Source organism: Gillisia limnaea DSM 15749, assembly GCF_000243235.1.
GTDB lineage: Bacteria > Bacteroidota > Bacteroidia > Flavobacteriales > Flavobacteriaceae > Gillisia > Gillisia limnaea.
In genome coordinates this window covers 3,114,019-3,132,009 of the sequence record NZ_JH594606.1, presented here as the reverse complement: position 1 = coordinate 3,132,009, position 17,991 = coordinate 3,114,019, and the positions used below count along the sequence as shown (strand labels likewise).

Below are 17,991 nucleotides of genomic sequence, written 5' to 3'. Positions count from 1 at the left end.
AGAAAAACGAACTCGTTCTTAGTAGTGAAGGATCATTTAATAACGGAAAAGACCCCTCCATTTTTCACATAAGCCCAAATGGTCAATTTCTATTAAATTATTCCCTCCCCGATTATTTTTCAGCTTCCGGAGAGCAAAAACCTAGAAATAATGGTGTTTTTGAAGGTTTGACTGAAAGTCTTGACAAATCAGGGTATTGGGCAGGAATGGAACTCCCATTGGAAAAAGACGGCTCTAAACCAAAATTGTTCCCAACTAAATCTCCTGTAAGAATTACTCATTTCAATAAAGAAACCGGAGAACCTACCCGGCAATTCGTGATGCAACTGGAAAACATCACTAAAATTCCCTGGATGTATTTTGCCGTAAATGGATTGACTGAAATTTTGGAATATGCACCAAGCAGGTTTCTGGTGCTGGAAAGAGCTTTCTCTGCCGGACACGGAACAAATGGCAATACCGTCAGGATCTTTGACGTTGATGCCAGAAATGCAAGCAATACTTTGAACATCGAAAATTTGAGAAAAGAGGCTTATACCGCGGCAACAAAAAAACTGGTTTTCGATTTTAAATCTGTAAGAAAACAATTAAAAGAGAATATCATCGACAATCTTGAAGGAATGACTTTTGGGCCGGATCTCCCCAATGGAAACAAAACTTTACTTCTGGTATCCGATGATAATTTTAGCAGTATTGGAAAACAGATCAGTCAGATAATCCTGATGGAAGTAACGATTAAACTCTAATGTTTTTAAATATTCAGATATGAAATGAGCATAACGCGGATACGATACAAACACCGATGAAGATATGCGAATTACATATGCCCTATAAAAAAATAATAAGAATCTACATATGAAATGAGCATAACGTGGATACGATACAATCACCGATAAACATATGCGAATTACATATGCCCTATAAAAAACAATAAGAATCTACGTATGAAAAAATTAGTTCTATTATTATCAGTCTTAATGGCCATTGCTTGTAACTCCGATAAAACCGAATCTTCAGCAGAAATTAACTCCGAAAAAATGACTCAGTATTATTTCATAAGGCATGCCGAAAAGGACACTGTAAACGCACAAGATAAAGATCCACTTTTAACCGAACAGGGAATCAAGCGGGCCGAAAACTGGGCAAAGGTTTTTAAGGAAATTCCTTTTGATCTTATCTATAGTTCAGATTATAAACGAACCAAATCAACCGCACAAATCATAGCCGATTCTCAAAAAAAGAAAGTTCAGCTTTACAATTCAAAAAAACTGAATGACACTGATTTTCAGGAAAACACCAAAGGCAAAACCGTATTGGTTATTGGCCATAGTAATACCAATCCAAAATTCGTGAATTATATACTTGGGCAAGAAAAATACCAGGAGCTTTCCGAAGAAAATCATGGAAGTCTTTTTATAGTGAATGTTTCTCAGGATAGCACAAAATCTTCACAGGTGCTGCATATTAATTAAACACAAAAAATGACACTTTAAAATAAGCGGTATCTTTGCATTATAAATTCAGTTTATGACATTCGAAGACTTACCATTATCTAAAGCGATTTTACAGGGAATATCCGAAATAGGCCATCTCACGCCTACTCCTATTCAGGAAAAAGTGATTCCTGAGATCCTTAGAAGAAATGATGTAATAGCCGGCGCCCAGACCGGAACCGGAAAAACCGGCGCTTTTGCTATCCCACTTTTGAATCTTTTACATAAAAAGGTTGGGGAATCCACGGAGGCGAAAAGCTTATCTGTCCTAATAATAAGTCCTACAAGGGAACTTGCGGTTCAAATTGAGGAAAATATAAAGGCCTACGCAAAATATACCAATGTAAAGTCGGGAGTGGTTTTTGGCGGTGCTTCAATGCAACCCCAAATCAATCTTTTAAAGAAGGGATTACACATTTTGGTGGCTACTCCGGGACGATTACTGGATCTTAGAAAACAAGGTTATATCAACCTGGATGAGATTAAAGTCTTGGTTCTTGATGAAGCCGATCTTATGCTGGACATGGGATTTATAGATGAAGTTCAAAAGATCATTCGACTATCTCCAAATTTGGAGCAAAGATTAATGTTTTCTGCCACCATTCCTGCAAAGGTTCAGGATCTGGCAAAAAATTTATTGAAAGATCCTGAAAAGATTGAACTCACTCCAAATTCATCGGCAGCACCAGATGTGAAACAGCTTTTGTTCCTGGTTCCAAAACCGGATAAAACCGAATTGATGTTATTTGTGATGCGTAATGTGATAAAGGAGAAATCTGTTTTAATTTTTAGAAGAACGAAATACGGAGTAGAAAAAGCTTTAGAATCCCTCACTAAAAATGGATTTAAAGCCAATGCCCTGCACGGCGACATGAGCCAAAGTGATCGCTCTTCAGCTTTGAATTCGTTTAAAAATAAAGAAATAAATATTCTTGTTGCAACCGATCTTGCCGCCCGCGGGCTGGATATAGATTTACTGGATTACGTGTTAAATTTCGATATCCCGAGTATGCCGGAAACGTATGTACATCGAATAGGAAGGACTGGTCGCGCAGGAAATGTGGGGACCTCCATTTCGTTTTGCAGTGCCGATGAGAAAAAATATATTGATTTTATTGAAACATTGATTGGCACAAAAATCCCGGTTGATAATGATAATCCTTACCCAATGGATAAGGATTCCAAACCTCAAATTCATAAAAAGAAGGGCAGCAAACATAAGCCGGGAAGAAAAGGAAGCGGGTCCAAGGCCAATAAAAAGAGATGGTACTAAAGGAATCCCATTAAACCTCTTTTATATTCTAAATCCTATCAAAAACAAAAAACTCCGGAAATTCCGGAGTTTTTTGTTTAAATAATTTCGTGCGACTTATCGAACCAGTTTTTTATACTTAATACGTTTAGGCATCAAATCCCCACCAAGTCGTTTTTTCTTATTCTCTTCATAATCAGAGAAACCACCTTCAAAAAAATAAACCTGTGAATTCCCTTCGAAAGCAAGGATATGAGTACAAATTCTATCCAGGAACCATCTATCGTGAGAAATCACTACCGCACAACCTGCAAAGTTATCTAAACCTTCTTCAAGTGCACGCAGGGTATTCACATCCAGATCATTCGTTGGCTCATCTAATAGCAATACGTTCCCTTCCTCTTTAAGCGTCATTGCAAGGTGTAAACGGTTACGCTCTCCACCAGAAAGCATGCTTACTTTCTTATTCTGTTCCCCTCCCCCAAAATTGAAACGACTTAAATATGCTCTGGAATTCACTTGTTTTCCTCCCATATTAATAAGCTCCTGTCCATCACTAAAATTTTGCCAGATAGTTTTCTCTGGATCCATATTAGAATGGCTCTGATCTACATATGCGATCTTTGCCGTATCTCCAACTTCAAAACTTCCTTGATCTGGAGTTATCTCCCCCATGATCATTTTAAAAATGGTGGTTTTACCAGCACCGTTTGGCCCTATAACTCCAACAATTCCTGCCTGAGGTAGAGTGAAATTAAGATTTTCATAAAGCAATTTATCATCAAAAGCTTTACTTACTCCTTTTGCATCAATGACATTGGTTCCCAAACGAGGACCATTAGGAATATAGATCTCCAATTGCTCGTCCATCTTCTTTTGATCCTGACTCAACAATTTATCGTAATTGTTCAACCTCGCCTTTTGCTTGGTCTGCCTTCCTTTTGGGGACATACGAGACCATTCTAATTCTCGTTCTAATGTTTTTTGACGCTTGCTTGCTGTTTTTTGCTCTTGTGCTAAACGCTTGGATTTTTGATCTAACCAGGAAGAGTAGTTCCCTTTCCAGGGGATTCCTTCCCCACGGTCCAGTTCTAATATCCAACCGGCTACATTATCAAGGAAATATCTATCGTGAGTTACGGCGATCACCGTTCCTTTGTATTGAGATAAATGATGTTCTAACCAATGTACAGATTCGGCATCCAGGTGGTTCGTTGGCTCATCCAGTAACAATACATCCGGTTCTTGTAATAATAATCTACATAAAGCAACCCTTCTGCGCTCCCCTCCAGATAATACTCCAATTTTCTTATCTGAGTCTGGAGTACGCAATGCATCCATGGCGATTTCAAGCTTGGTATCCAGTTCCCAGGCATTGGAAGCATCAATCTTATCTTGTAAAGCTGCCTGCTTATCCATGAGTTTTTGCATTTTATCTGCATCCTCATAAACTTCAGGAAGGCCGAACATATCGTTGATCTTGTTATATTCATCAAGAATTGCAACAGTTTCAGCAACTCCTTCTTTTACAACTTCCAATACTGTTTTTTCATCATCCAATTGCGGTTCCTGTTCAAGCATTCCCACAGTATACCCAGGTGAGAACACCACATCTCCTTGATAATTCTTCTCCATTCCTGCAATGATCTTCAGTAATGTAGATTTCCCGGAACCATTCAAACCTAAGATCCCAATTTTTGCTCCGTAAAAAAAGCTTAAGTAAATATTTTTAAGTACTGGTGTGTTTGCTCCCGGGAAGGTCTTTGTTAACCCAGACATGGAAAAAATCACCTTATTATCATCTGCCATTCTATTTTGTTTTATAATTAATATCTTACTTTAAAGTCAGTTACAGCTTTTTAGATCTTTTAATATTTCTGCACAAATATCAGAATTTTAAATTCAAGTTGGGTTTGGTCCTGCAGTTTTTTAGGAAGAATATAACCCTAACTGCCTTAACACAATTAAAAGCTGCCCATTGTGATATGCGGTATGTTCAATAACCAGAAGAATTTCCCGAAGAAGGGAATGTTTGGTGCCTTCGCGTACTGGCGCAATGAGGTCATTTTCCGGATTCAAAAGAAAATCAGAAAGTTGCTTACGTTCCTCGAAATAATCGGTTTTTAGCTTCTCCCAATCGGCTTGAGATGCCGGAACTTTTTCCTCCGGCCAGTAATCCTCCGGCCAGTTATCTGGTTCATAATTTTCAGCTGTACAATATTCCAGGATATCCTTTTGTGCAAATCGGATATGATAAAAAAGTTCGTAAAATGAATACGGAAGCTTCCCGGGGCGATTACCTAAGCTATCAAATTTGATCTTTTTCAGCATTTCTTCCACCGGCATAAAAGCCGCTCCATTTTCTAAATGTTTTGAAAGTTGCTTTCTTATTTCAAAAGTTTCCACCATTTTTAAACCCTTCCTTTAAGCGCATTAAAAGCCCAGGACATCACAAAAAAACCAATTCCCACCGTGGAAAATCCAATGGCATAATCAGGATATTTAAGAACTCCCAATAGCACCAGCGCGATTCCTATAAGCAACATAAAAAAGGATGCCCAGGCAAAAATTGTATTTTTATTCATTCCCATAAATCTAGTTTTTATTTAGCGGGAACCAGCATTTTCGCTGTATTCCCTTTAGTATCACTCCAAAAAGATGCTCTTGTAATCCCTTGCGCACTATCTCAACAAATATCGGATATTTTAATGATTTAATTCACCATAAAAATTACCCCATTTTTGTATTTTAGCCAAGTTACAAAAAGCCCGGGTTCATCTAAGAGCGATGTTCGGGATAAAATACGCTTAAAGATACTTAATTCTGAACAATCCATAAAAAAATAGGCATGAACATCAACTTCAATAAAAATGAAGATCATAATAAACTTTTAGCCTCTTCCCTCAGGCAAAAACTTGCTAAAGTACATCTTGGCGGCGGAGAAAAACGAATTGAAAAACACCACGGTAAAGGCAAAATGACAGCCCGGGAGCGCATCAATTATCTTTTGGATGATGCCGATGCTGCCATCGAAATAGCAGCTTTTGCGGGAGATGAAATGTATAAAGAACATGGCGGTTGCCCAAGTGGCGGAGTCGTGGTGAAAATAGGTCATGTATCTGGAAAGCAATGCATTGTAGTCGCCAATGATGCTACGGTTAAGGCTGGCGCCTGGTTTCCTATAACCGCAAAAAAGAACCTTAGGGCACAGGAAATCGCAATGGAAAACAGGCTTCCTATAATTTACCTTGTAGACAGCGCGGGGGTATATCTACCTATGCAGGACGAAATTTTTCCCGATAAGGAACATTTCGGAAGGATCTTCAGGAACAATGCCGTCATGAGCAGTATGGGAATTACTCAAATCTCTGCCGTGATGGGAAGTTGTGTCGCCGGTGGTGCTTATCTTCCTATCATGAGCGATGAAGCTATCATTGTGGAAAAAACCGGAAGTATCTTTCTTGCCGGAAGCTATCTTGTAAAAGCCGCCATTGGAGAGTCTATTGACAACGAAACTCTGGGAGGTGCCACCACACATTCTGAAATTAGCGGAGTTACTGATTATAAAGCAAAAGATGACAAAGATGCACTTGATACCATTAAAAATATAATGGACAAGATTGGGGATTATGACAAAGCCGGATATAACAGAAAAGAGGCGCATAAACCAAAAGAAAATCAGGAAGATATTTTTGGTATCCTGCCAAAAAAACGGAGTGATCAATATGATATGCGTGAGATCATAAGCCGACTTGTGGACGAATCTAAATTTGAAGAATATAAAGAAGGCTACGGACAAACCATTATCACCGGATATGCGCGAATAGACGGCTGGGCAGTTGGTATCATTGCCAATCAGCGAAAGGTTGTGAAAACCAAAAGAGGAGAAATGCAGTTTGGTGGAGTGATCTATTCAGATTCTGCCGATAAAGCCACCCGTTTCATAGCAAATTGCAATCAGAAAAAAATTCCACTGGTATTTTTACAGGATGTTACAGGGTTCATGGTTGGAAGCAAAAGCGAGCATGGCGGAATTATTAAAGATGGCGCAAAAATGGTAAGTGCGGTAAGCAATTCGGTAGTTCCAAAATTCACCGTTATCATTGGAAATTCCTATGGCGCCGGCAATTACGCCATGTGTGGAAAAGCCTACGACCCAAGACTTATTGTTGCCTGGCCAAGTGCCGAACTGGCTGTAATGGGTGGAACCCAGGCTGCCAAAGTATTAGCGCAAATTGAAACCGCTTCAATGGCCAAAAAAGGGGAACCTTTAGATGCCGAAAAAGAAAAGGAAGTTTTTGAAAAGCTCAAAGCCAAATACGATTCCCAAGCTTCGCCTTATTACGCCGCTGCCAGGATCTGGACAGATGCAATTATCAACCCTCTGGATACAAGAAAATGGATCTCGACTGGAATTGAAGCCGCAAACCACTCCCCTATTACCAAAGATTTTAATTTAGGAGTAATTCAAACATAAAATTTTAGTTTCAACATTTATGAATAAGTTTCTTTTCCCAATACTTTTGGTTCTTTTCGGACTTAATACTTCATGTTCACAAGTCTTAAGCGATAAACAACAAAAATATACCGAAGCCGATACCCTAAGAGGCTCGCTGAGAGCAGAAAGAGCATACGATGTATTGAAATATCACCTTCAGGTACGGGTAGATCCGGAGGAGAAATATATCTCCGGTTTTAATACAATCACATTCAAAACGGAACAGGAATTGCCGCGTATTCAAATCGATCTGTTTGAAAACATGAAGGTAGATTCAATTATACATCAGAACAGCTCCCTAAAATATAAGCGAAAGCACAATGCTGTTTTTGTGGAATTTGAAAAGCCTTTGAAATCCAATGTTTTAGATTCTTTGAAATTCTTCTATTCCGGGAATCCAGTTATAGCCGAAAATGCACCCTGGGACGGCGGATTTGTTTTTGAAAAAGATAATGAAGGAAACCATTGGATAGCGGTTGCAGTGCAAGGCACAGGAGCCAGCCTGTGGTATCCTAACAAAGATCATCAAAGCGATGAACCGGAAGAAGTGTTAATTGAAGCCGCGGTTCCAAATGGTCTTATGAATGTTTCCAACGGAAGATTTGCATGTAAAAAAGATCTGGGAGATGGGTTTACACGTTGGAGCTGGAAGGTCACAAACCCCATCAACAATTACAATGTGGTTTTAAACATTGGGAATTATGTCCATTTTAAGGATACCTACAAGGATCTTGATCTGGATTATTATGTACTGCCCTACAACCTCGAAAAAGCTAAAAAACAGTTTGAAGAAGTGAAGCCAATGATGGAATGTTTTTATGAAAAATTTGGTGAATATCCTTTTGTGGAAGATGGATTCAAGTTAGTGGAAACCCCTTATTTAGGTATGGAACATCAAAGCGTGGTAGCTTATGGAAATGAATATAAAATGGGCTATCTTGGAAGGGACCTCTCGGGAACAGGAATAGGTTTAAGATTTGATTTTATCATAATTCATGAGTCGGGGCACGAATGGTTCGGAAACAGCATAACGGCAAAGGATATAGCAGATATTTGGATCCACGAAGGATTCACTGCCTATTCTGAAGCGGTTTATATAGAATGTATTTGGGGAAAAGAGGATGCACTGGAATATTTAAAGGGAACACGCCAGGGAATTGGAAATCGTACTCCTATCATTGGAGATTACGGGGTAAATTCTGAAGGTTCTGGAGATATGTATTACAAAGGTGCCAATTTGCTCAACACCATCAGAAGTATTTTTGATGATGATGAACTTTGGTGGAAAACCCTGAAAAATTATACTGAAACTTATAAGCATAAGATAATAACGACTGAAACCACCGAAGCCTTTTTTGATAACGCCACAGAGGTTGATCTAAAACCTGTTTTTGACCAGTACTTACGGCATTCAAAACTACCGGTTCTTCAGTTTAAAAAAATTGGAAACCAACTATTTTTCCGCTGGCAGGCGGTTAATGAAGATTTCAATATGCCGGTAGATGTTTTGGTTAAAGGGCAAGAAAAGAGATTATATCCCACACGCAGCTGGAAGCTATTACCCGAAATTGTAAAGGATAAAAATGATTTCCAGGTAAATGACCTGAAATTCTATATAGCCTCCTCCTTTATTGGATAAGTAAAAAAATCAATCTTAATAAGCAACCTGCAGGATTAAAAATTCTGCAGGTTTTTTTTGTTTTGTCAACAGAAAGCTATTCCGCTGTTATAAGGTCAAAAATCCCTATAGTTCCATTTTCTTTTTTTGCTCAGCGACCATTTAAATTTATTCTAATCCAGGAAGAATTCTCGATGATTCAGTAAATTATTAGTAACTTAATTCATCTATCTATAGAAAGTAATAAATAGATGGTGTATTTATCCAATAACAATTAAATCAAGAGATGTCAAAACTTAAAAATCTGAATTTTGAAGCTGTAATTTTGGACATGGATGGAGTAATTACTAAAACCGCACGTGTTCATGCCAAAGCATGGAAAAAAATGTTCGATGAATTTTTAGAAAAAAAAGAAGGAGAAAATTTTCGGCCTTTGGACATCGAAAATGACTACAACAAATACATTGATGGCATCCCCAGACTGGATGGAATCCGTGGTTTTTTAAACTCCCGAAACATCAACATTCCGGAAGGAACCCCAGATGACGACCCCTCGAAGAATACGGTTCACGGTTTGGGAAAAAGAAAGAACGATATCTTTAGGAATGCTATAGAAAAAGATGGTGTAGAAGTTTATGACGATGCCGTGGAAATGATCGATGAGTGGAAAAAAGAAAATATAAAGCTTGCGGTGATCTCTTCCAGTAAAAACTGTAAATACATCATGGAAAAAACAGGCCTTGAAGATAGCTTTGAAGTAAGGGTAGATGGAATAACATTAAAAGAAGAAAATTTAAAAGGGAAGCCGAAACCAGATATGTTTATAAAAGCCGCTGAATATCTCCACGTAAATGTTGAAAAAACTATTATTATAGAAGATGCTATCCAGGGGGTACAAGCAGGAAAAAAGGGAAGATTTGCCTGTGTGGTTGGTGTTGCAAGAAATGGTAAAGAAGACTCTTTAAAAGAAGCCGGTGCAGATATCGTAGTCAAAAAACTCACAGAACTTAGAGAGATGAACAAGGAACCACGCAAGAAACTTCCCAATGCACTAAAAGAAATCGAGGAACTATTTGAAATAAAAGGGAACAGGAAGATCGCTATTTTTCTCGACTATGACGGAACATTAACCCCTATTGTTTCAGATCCTGAAGCCGCCGAATTGCCCGATGATAACAGGGAAATAATTACAGCTCTTTCAAAGCTCACTCCGGTAGCGCTTATAAGCGGCCGTGATCTCAAAGACCTAAAATCGAAAATTGAAATAGATACAGTTATATACGCAGGAAGTCACGGATTTGATATTTCCGGCCCTAACGGCCTTGAGATGGTGCACGAATCACAAAAAGAAGTTACTCCTGCCCTCGATGAAGCAGAAAAACGCTTAAATGAGCAGCTAAAAGATATACAGGGCGCGAAGATTGAAAGAAAAAAATTCGCCATTGCTGTCCATTTCAGAAATGTAGAAGAAAAGGATGTTCAGGAGGTAAAAGATAAAGTTCAAACAGAAGCAGACCGTCATGATATATTAAAAACAGGCAGTGGTAAGAAAGTTCTGGAACTCAAGCCAGATATAGACTGGAACAAAGGATATGCGCTGGATTGGCTTACTGAAAAGCTGGGCTGGGACAGAGAAAAATACCTTCGGATATATATAGGAGATGATATTACCGATGAAGACGGCTTTGAGGCGCTTATTGAGGATGGGATCGGTATTCTGGTAGGAACCCACGGTGAAAAAACTGCTGCAACTTTCGCCCTTCGTAATACAGATGAAGTCACCACATTTCTTCAACATCTTAAAGACCAAATAAAATAAACAAAATACAAGATACCCTATAAAAACAATAAACTATGTCAGGTTTTAGTATTACTTATGATGAATGGAAACCAGAAGAACAAAAACTCCGGGAAGCCCTTTGCACTTTAGGTAACGGCTATATTGGAACCCGGGGAGCCGCTGAAGAAAATTCCAATAACAACTTCAACTATCCCGGAACTTACGTGGCAGGTGGTTATAATCGCGCTAAAACCAAAATTTCAGGAAGAACTATTGAAAATGAGGACCTCGTAAATTTCCCTAACTGGCTCTGTCTTAGTTTTAGGCCTGAAGGAGGAAAATGGCTCAATCTTCAGGATGTAGAAATTCTTGACTACAAGCAAATCCTTGAGATGAAACAAGGGACCCTGGGGCGCATTTTTAAAATAAAAGATGATGAAGGTCGAATAACTTCTATTTCCAGCCGCCGCCTTGTAAGCATGAAAGATTTGCATTTGGCTGCTATCCAGTGGCATATCACTCCGCAAAACTGGAGCGGAAAATTAGAAATCCGCACAGCTCTTGACGGCACGGTTATAAATGATAATGTTGCCCGGTATAGAGAACTGGAAGGACGGCATTTGGATCCTCTGCGCACTGAAGTGATTAATGAAAATAGTATGCTTTTAGTGGTACAGACAAAACAATCGAAAATTACGATGGCCCAGGCAGCGAGGACCCAAATTTATTACAAACAAAAAAATGTAAAAAGCGAGAAAAACTCAAATCAGGAAAAAGGATATATAGAACAAATTTTCAATTTTACAGTTGAAGAAGGAAAAAAATATGTGGTAGAAAAGATCGTAGCTATCTATACCAGTCGGGACAGAGGTATAACAGAACCAGGACTGGAAGCAGTTAATGATATAAAGCGTGTGGGAAGGTTCAAAGAAATGCTGTCAAGACAAAAAGAAGCGTTTAAATTTTTGTGGCATCGGTCTGATATAGGCATAATAGGAAACAAAAAAATTCAGCAATTAGCCCGACTGCATATTTTTCACAGCTTGCAAACCATCTCCCCAAACACTATGAGCCTGGATGTAGGAGTGCCGGCCCGGGGCTTGCACGGCGAAGCTTATAGGGGTCACATTTTTTGGGATGAACTTTATATTTATCCATTTCTCAACCTGAGGTTTCCTGAAATCACCAGAAGTTTATTGATGTACCGTTATTACAGGCTGGATGAAGCCCGCCATGCAGCCAAACAGGGAGGTTATAATGGAGCCATGTTTCCCTGGCAAAGTGGAAGCAATGGCCGTGAAGAAAGCCAGATTTTACATTTAAATCCGGATTCGCAAAACTGGATACCGGATAACACTCACTTACAAAGGCATGTAAATTCTTCCATAGCCTTTAATATCTGGAACTACTATGTAGCTTCTGATGATAAACTTTTTCTTTCCTATTTTGGAGCCGAGATCTTCCTTAGCATTGCCTTGTTCTGGGCCAGCAAAGCAAAATATAACAGTGAGCGCGATCGATATGAAATACACGGTGTGGTTGGACCCGATGAATATCACACCTCCTATCCCGATTCTAACGAACAAGGTCTGGACAACAATGCCTATACAAATATTATGGTAGCCTGGGTGCTGCAAAAAGCTTTAGATATCCTGGAGCTTATTGAAAAAAGTCGAAAACGGGAATTGCTTCGGGATCTGGCGATCAATGAAGAAGAATTTTCTTTATGGCAGGACATCAATAAAAAAATGTATGTTCCCTTTATTAAAGATGGTATTATCAATCAATTTGAGGGTTATGAAAAGCTCGGGGAGTTCCCTTGGAAGGATTACCAGGAAAAATATGAAGATATTCAGCGCCTGGACAGGATTCTTGAAAAAGAAGGGGAGAGTCCTAATAAATATAAGGCTAGTAAACAGGCAGATGTCCTCATGCTTTTTTATTTGTTTACCCCAGACGAATTAAAAGGAATCCTGGAAAGGCTTGGATATGAATTTAAGGAAGATATGATTCATAAAAACATTGAATATTACAGTGAGCGTACTTCTCATGGATCCACCCTTAGCCGATTAGTTTTTTCCTGGATCCAATCCAAATATGACAAAGCAAAATCCTGGGAGAATTTTGAAACTCTCATTATTAGTGATTTTGAAGATATTCAGGGCGGGACTACAGCAGAGGGAATTCATTTGGGGGCCATGGCGGGTTCATTGGATCTTATTCAACGCAATTTTGCCGGTCTTGCTGTATGTGATGACGCCTTATGGATAAACCCCAACGTGCCCGAAAGTATCAAAAAAATTTCCATGCGTATCAATTACAGAAAACATTGGATCTATGTCTCTGTAGATCATGAAAAGATCAAGATTTCCTTTGAAGAGGGCTGGAGCAATGAAGTAAATATTGGTGTCCTTAATGAAATATATAAATTCAAAATTGGAGAAGTAAGGGAGTTTTCTCTTGTGCCGCAATCATAAACTACCTAAACTAAAATTTGCATCTTTTTCAAGGAAATCATTCAGGGATATGAAAAACGGATCGAAGGAAATAATTAAAAATGCCTCTCTAAAATCTATAGAAGAGGTCCTTAAAGAACTCTCTGCAGATACTGAAAAAGGCCTTTCCGATAAAGAGGTTGAGAAAAAGTTCAAAAAATATGGCCCGAATATTCTTGAGGAACAATCCCAAAAAAGTATTTGGCGAATACTTTTTTCCCAAATCAATAATCCAATAATTTACCTTTTAACTGCTGCAGCTGTATTAGCCTTCTCTTTTAATGATATTGCCGAGGGAATCGCTATTGTAGTTGTTCTTATAATAAATACAATTATAGGTTTTTGGATGGAATATAACGCCCAGAAATCTATGAAATCCCTAAAGAAATTAGATAAAATACAAGCCAGGGTAATTCGCAACGGTAAAAAACAAAGAATAGATGCCGAAAAGCTAGTACCCGGAGATATTTTAATTGTGGAATCCGGCGATCTTATTCCGGCAGACGCGAGAATACTAGAAGCCACAGAATTGCAAATTGATGAATCCCCTTTAACAGGGGAATCGGTGCCAACAATTAAATCTCCAGAGGTTTTAAAAGAAGAAAAAAGTGTAGCCGATCGCACAAATATTATTTATAAGGGAACAGCCGTTAGCGGCGGCACATCAAAAGCTGTGGTATACGCAACGGGTATGCAAACAGAATTAGGTAGCATTTCAGCAATGGTAGGGGAAGAGAAAAAAGACGAGATCCCACTAAATCAAAAATTAAATAAACTCACCAAAAATCTAATCTTCGTAACTATAGGGCTTGCAGTTGCCTTCCTGATGTTTGGCTGGATAGCAGGAAAAGAGCTCTACCTACTTATTCAAACCTCTATTGCCTGGACAATTGCCGCCATTCCCGAAGGTTTGCCCATAGTAGCCAGTATAGCCCTGGCAAGAGGGATGTTGCGCCTGGCTAAAAAGAATGTTATTGTAAAAAAACTGGAAGCGGTAGAAACCCTTGGGGAAACCACGATCATTTTCACCGACAAAACCGGAACCCTTACAAAAAATCAGCTAACGGTAAACACTTTATATTTTCCCGGAGATGTAAGAATGAATGCCCAATGGAAAGACGCTAAACCCAATTTACAAGAAGAACATGAACCAAAGAAGAACGAAAACTTTCTTCAGATCTTCAAAATATCAGTACTGGCAAATGATGCGAGTTTAGAAGGAGAGGAAAATCTCATAGATAAAGAGGAAAAAAGAGATGTATCGGGGGAAAAAGAAGTTGAACACACAAATGACGAGAGTGGTAAAAATAAAGAAGTAGACGTAAATCTGAATGTCGCACAAGACAAAGTGGAAATTGAAGCTAAAAAAGAAAATGCAGAAAAGGACAAACAAGATGTTGATTTGGATGCTTCAGCAGATAAAAACAGGATAAAGATCCACAAATCTGGAAGTTTAAATACAGATAAGGAAAAGAGGGAGCATGAGAAAAGGAGGAAAAAGGGCGAAAGTGATATAGACCAAGAGCAAAATGAGGAGCAGGAAGATGATGATGGGGAAGGAAAAAGCGGAAAAGGAGAAGGAGATCCCCTGGAGATCGCTTTACTAAATTTTGCTAAAAAGTTTGATCAGGATCTATACAGGAAAAACCGAAAATTAAAAAGGGAATTACATGATCCATTTGATTCAGATTCGATGATAATGGGTGCTGTTTATAAGGAAAATGAAGGTTTTTATGTGGCCGGAAAAGGTGCGGCGCACGCCATTCTTGAACGTTCAAGCAAGATTTTGGTCGATAATGAACTGAAGGAACTAACGGATGAAGACAAAGATTACTGGCACAAAAAAAACGAAGAATTATCTGAAGAAGGATTGCGGGTTTTAGCGTTTTCATATAAGAATATCGATACTCTTCCGGAAGAAAAAGAAGAGAATGATTTTATCCGCGGGCTGAATTTTGTCGGCTTAATAGGTTTTATTGATCCTCCCCGAAAAGAAGTTTCCAATGCGATCAATATCTGTAAGGATGCAGGAATAAAGGTTATTATGGTTACCGGGGACCATCCCGGAACGGCTAAAAATGTTGGAAAAGAGGTTGGGATCTACGATCTTGAGGAAAAAACTGGAAATGCGGTTCTTTCCGGAAAAGATCTTCAGGCGGAATTGGATAAAGAAGATGATTCCAAAATAATCAATACCAAAATATTTTCCCGGGTTGACCCTTCCCAGAAATTGATCATCATTAAATATTTTCAAAGAAATGGGGAAATAGTAGGAATGACCGGGGATGGAATAAACGATGCCCCTGCCCTTAAAAGGGCCAACGTAGGGATTGCAATGGGAAAACGGGGAACCCAGGTGGCTCAGGAGGTATCGGATATGGTTCTTAAAGATGATTCCTTCAGCTCTATAGTTGTGGCTATTGAACAGGGGCGAATTATTTTTGGGAATATTCGGAAATTTATAGTTTATCAATTATCCTATCACCTTAGTGAAATTCTTATAATCGCATTAATTAGTTTCACCCTCTTTACTTTGCCTTTACTTCCGCTACAACTCCTCTTCCTTAATTTATTGTCGGATGTTTTTCCTGCCCTGGCATTGGGTATAGGAAAAGGTGATCCGGGAATTATGAAAAAACCACCAAAAGATCCTGATGAACCTATTTTAACCAAAAAGAACTGGATCCAGATAGTTTTATACGGAGTAATTTTGACCATTTGTATTACAGGGGCTTATTTATTTGCCCACTTTGTGTGGGATCAACCTAAGGAAATAACGAATAATGTTGCCTTTTTCAGCCTTGCAATTGCTCAATTACTTCATGTTTTTAATATGAGAGAAACTGAAGAAAATATTTTTAATAATCAGGTCACCCGTAATAAATATATCTGGATGGCACTCGCATTTTGTTTCACGGTACTAATTGCAGCCTATTTTATTCCCGGAATTTCCGGAATTCTTTCATTTCAGCAACTTGAATTAAGGATTTGGGGACTTATAATTATTACAAGTTTACTGCCTTTAATAATAATTCAGCTTATAAAAATTTTCAGAAAAAACTATTAAATAGGTGAAACGGATGAATTTTTGAAACCATTGCAAATGACACTGCAAGGATGGTAGTAGATCCCAAATTACCTCCTTCAACAAGGGAGACTATGGCAAAAGTGGTAATTATTCCGTCATTTGCCTCATAAACTGCAACTCGTAATTATCTGGTCAATAAATTTATATAAGTCATAACATTCTATTATAATCAAGAACCTTGGGGGAATTAAAACCTATTTGAAGGATTAAATCATCTCTCTTCTCAGGGAAAAGCCAAAGAGGAAAAATAAGAAAATGAAGTAAATTTATTTTGATGGAATAAGTAGTAGTTTCTTTTGCCTGCCATTAACATAACGGAAGCCATCTTCTCCCCAAAAACCTGCTTCTTCCAACATGATGCGAATATCTTTACCCCATTCAGGAATATTGACGGTGGTATTCAGTTCAATGGCATAGACCGTATTTGGATAAAGTTTATAATCTCCTGTTCCCGGAACACCACCCTGGGAATCCCACATTCCTATGGTAGGACCCGCAGAATGACCGTATAATCCCAAAGGATGTGTATAAATAGAAGGCCTAAGACCTTCTTCTTTAGCCTGGTTTAAGGAAGCTAAAAGAATTTCATTTCCAGAAAATCCGGTTTTAAAATTAGCTGTAAGAATATCCTGTAATTTGTTTCCTTTGCTCAATGCCTGACTTAAAAATTCAGGAGCCTCTGCCTCCCCGGGTTTTAAAACATAAGCGTGCTGCTGGCAATCGGTATTCAGTTTTAAATAGGTTATCCCAAAGTCACAATGCAGGAGATCCCCGGGGCGTATTACCTCATCTTCGTATCCAGAAGAAAAGGCTTCAATATGATCTTTTAAAGCTTCTTCCTGTCTCTGAATATCAACAGTAGGATGAAACCAGGTCTCCAGACCAAGATTGGTTACTTTCTGGCGAAGCCACCAAACAATTTCCTTTGAAGTGGTTTCTCCCGGAACAATTGTGTTTTCACTAAAAGCTTCCGCAATAATCTCATGAGTTAAAGCAACCAGATCTTCATAAAGTTTCATTTCCTTTGCAGTACGGGTCTCAATCCAACCAATAGCCAGTTCTTCTGCAGAAACCACTTTAGCCTTTAATTCTTCAGGTAAAATATTAAGAAAAGACTCATAATCTGTTTTCACAATCCCGTCTGCTAAAGCAAAATCCAGGGAATAGTTAAGTGCGATCTTATTTGGGTTTTTTTCTTCGATAATTTCTAAAAGGGCCTTCCACTGGTCCGGTTGAGATTCGGGATCCCAGGCGGAAGCAATATTATCTCCAATGTTATATCTGGCAACAGCAAGGCGTTCTAAAGTATCTTTTTGCTTGTCCCTGTAAAACACCAGGATGGTTCTCCTTCGGGCATTAAGCCAGGTTGCCGGCAGCATGGTCTTCAACACAGGATCTTCATTGTATTCCCTGGAGATTAGAACCCACATATCCAAACCGGTCCTGTCCATCAACTTTGGTAAAAGATTGGTAAAACGGTCTTCCAGTATCTCATCTTCAAGACCGGCGCGATCCTTTTCAGATAATATTTGGGCATTGACTGCTATTCCGAAAAAGAAAAAAATAACAAAGAATCTGAACATATTATGGGTCATTATAATTTGAGTTTTTAATTTTAATTCTAAGCAAGTCCGCCCGAACGGTATGGGCAAGCCCGCCTGAATGAAATTCATTTCGGGCAAGCCCACGAGGAATGTCACAGCCGCACTTTCAATGAAATCCCGACTGAATAGGACGGGCGGGCATACGTTAATAAAAGTTTCTGAT

At 38.8% G+C, this 17,991-nt stretch carries 12 protein-coding genes; 8 read left to right on the top strand and 4 right to left on the bottom strand.

Annotated elements, in window-relative coordinates; all coding sequences use genetic code 11:
* The 3 genes from GILLI_RS15660 to GILLI_RS15650 all read left to right on the top strand — a co-directional run.
* On the top strand, positions 1-746 hold a 746-nt coding region (locus tag GILLI_RS15660; protein ID WP_006990098.1), incomplete at its 5' end, for an esterase-like activity of phytase family protein.
* Between the two features lie 198 nt (positions 747-944).
* On the top strand, positions 945-1,472 hold the full coding sequence (locus GILLI_RS15655) for a phosphoglycerate mutase family protein (RefSeq protein WP_006990097.1): 528 nt from the start codon (positions 945-947) through the stop codon (positions 1,470-1,472).
* Between the two features lie 55 nt (positions 1,473-1,527).
* Positions 1,528-2,766: a DEAD/DEAH box helicase gene (locus tag GILLI_RS15650; protein ID WP_006990096.1), complete on the top strand. Its 1,239-nt coding sequence runs from the start codon at positions 1,528-1,530 to the stop codon at positions 2,764-2,766.
* Positions 2,767-2,862: 96 nt separating this feature from the next.
* On the opposite strand, the gene ettA is transcribed toward GILLI_RS15650, so the two are convergent.
* The 3 genes from ettA to GILLI_RS15635 form a co-directional block, all read right to left on the bottom strand.
* Positions 2,863-4,554 carry an energy-dependent translational throttle protein EttA gene (ettA, locus tag GILLI_RS15645; protein ID WP_006990095.1) on the bottom strand — a complete coding sequence of 564 codons (1,692 nt, stop codon included), beginning with the start codon at positions 4,552-4,554 and terminating at the stop codon, positions 2,863-2,865.
* A 120-nt stretch (positions 4,555-4,674) separates the two neighbouring features.
* Positions 4,675-5,154, bottom strand: coding sequence for a DinB family protein (locus GILLI_RS15640; RefSeq protein ID WP_006990094.1), 480 nt, complete (start codon positions 5,152-5,154; stop codon positions 4,675-4,677).
* A 2-nt stretch (positions 5,155-5,156) separates the two neighbouring features.
* Entirely contained in the window at positions 5,157-5,336 is a 180-nt protein-coding gene (locus GILLI_RS15635; RefSeq protein ID WP_006990093.1) for a CAL67264 family membrane protein, read from the bottom strand.
* A 257-nt stretch (positions 5,337-5,593) separates the two neighbouring features.
* Here GILLI_RS15635 and GILLI_RS15630 point away from each other — a divergent pair, with 257 nt between their 5' ends.
* The 5 genes from GILLI_RS15630 to GILLI_RS17785 all read left to right on the top strand — a co-directional run bounded on the left by GILLI_RS15630 (position 5,594) and on the right by GILLI_RS17785 (position 16,203).
* Positions 5,594-7,222: an acyl-CoA carboxylase subunit beta gene (locus GILLI_RS15630; RefSeq protein WP_006990092.1), complete on the top strand. Its 1,629-nt coding sequence runs from the start codon at positions 5,594-5,596 to the stop codon at positions 7,220-7,222.
* Between the two features lie 19 nt (positions 7,223-7,241).
* Positions 7,242-8,882 carry a M1 family metallopeptidase gene (locus GILLI_RS15625; RefSeq protein WP_006990091.1) on the top strand — a complete coding sequence of 547 codons (1,641 nt, stop codon included), beginning with the start codon at positions 7,242-7,244 and terminating at the stop codon, positions 8,880-8,882.
* Positions 8,883-9,147: 265 nt separating this feature from the next.
* Positions 9,148-10,680 (top strand): trehalose-phosphatase, encoded by a 1,533-nt coding sequence (otsB, locus tag GILLI_RS15620; RefSeq protein ID WP_006990090.1) that lies wholly within the window; start codon positions 9,148-9,150, stop codon positions 10,678-10,680.
* 35 nt (positions 10,681-10,715) lie between these two features.
* The gene (locus GILLI_RS15615; protein ID WP_006990089.1) at positions 10,716-13,118 is read left to right on the top strand and encodes a glycoside hydrolase family 65 protein; all 2,403 of its coding nucleotides are present in this window, start codon (positions 10,716-10,718) and stop codon (positions 13,116-13,118) included.
* 49 nt (positions 13,119-13,167) lie between these two features.
* Positions 13,168-16,203, top strand: a complete 3,036-nt coding sequence (locus GILLI_RS17785; protein WP_006990088.1) for a cation-translocating P-type ATPase — start codon at positions 13,168-13,170, stop codon at positions 16,201-16,203.
* A gap of 287 nt (positions 16,204-16,490) precedes the next feature.
* Here the strand turns inward: GILLI_RS17785 and GILLI_RS15605 are convergent, their stop codons facing one another.
* Complete coding sequence (locus GILLI_RS15605; RefSeq protein ID WP_040506702.1) at positions 16,491-17,807, bottom strand: M24 family metallopeptidase; 1,317 nt, start codon at positions 17,805-17,807, stop codon at positions 16,491-16,493.
* Positions 17,808-17,991 lie beyond the last annotated feature (184 nt).

What these genes read in the sequence shown, in the direction of transcription:
- GILLI_RS15655 (WP_006990097.1), top strand. Translation starts at nt 945, where the DNA reads ATGAAAAAATTAGTTCTATTATTATCAGTCTTAATGGCCATTGCTTGT.
- GILLI_RS15650 (WP_006990096.1), top strand. Translation starts at nt 1,528, where the DNA reads ATGACATTCGAAGACTTACCATTATCTAAAGCGATTTTACAGGGAATA.
- ettA (WP_006990095.1), bottom strand. Translation starts at nt 4,554, where the DNA reads ATGGCAGATGATAATAAGGTGATTTTTTCCATGTCTGGGTTAACAAAG.
- GILLI_RS15640 (WP_006990094.1), bottom strand. Translation starts at nt 5,154, where the DNA reads ATGGTGGAAACTTTTGAAATAAGAAAGCAACTTTCAAAACATTTAGAA.
- GILLI_RS15635 (WP_006990093.1), bottom strand. Translation starts at nt 5,336, where the DNA reads ATGGGAATGAATAAAAATACAATTTTTGCCTGGGCATCCTTTTTTATG.
- GILLI_RS15630 (WP_006990092.1), top strand. Translation starts at nt 5,594, where the DNA reads ATGAACATCAACTTCAATAAAAATGAAGATCATAATAAACTTTTAGCC.
- GILLI_RS15625 (WP_006990091.1), top strand. Translation starts at nt 7,242, where the DNA reads ATGAATAAGTTTCTTTTCCCAATACTTTTGGTTCTTTTCGGACTTAAT.
- otsB (WP_006990090.1), top strand. Translation starts at nt 9,148, where the DNA reads ATGTCAAAACTTAAAAATCTGAATTTTGAAGCTGTAATTTTGGACATG.
- GILLI_RS15615 (WP_006990089.1), top strand. Translation starts at nt 10,716, where the DNA reads ATGTCAGGTTTTAGTATTACTTATGATGAATGGAAACCAGAAGAACAA.
- GILLI_RS17785 (WP_006990088.1), top strand. Translation starts at nt 13,168, where the DNA reads ATGAAAAACGGATCGAAGGAAATAATTAAAAATGCCTCTCTAAAATCT.
- GILLI_RS15605 (WP_040506702.1), bottom strand. Translation starts at nt 17,807, where the DNA reads ATGTTCAGATTCTTTGTTATTTTTTTCTTTTTCGGAATAGCAGTCAAT.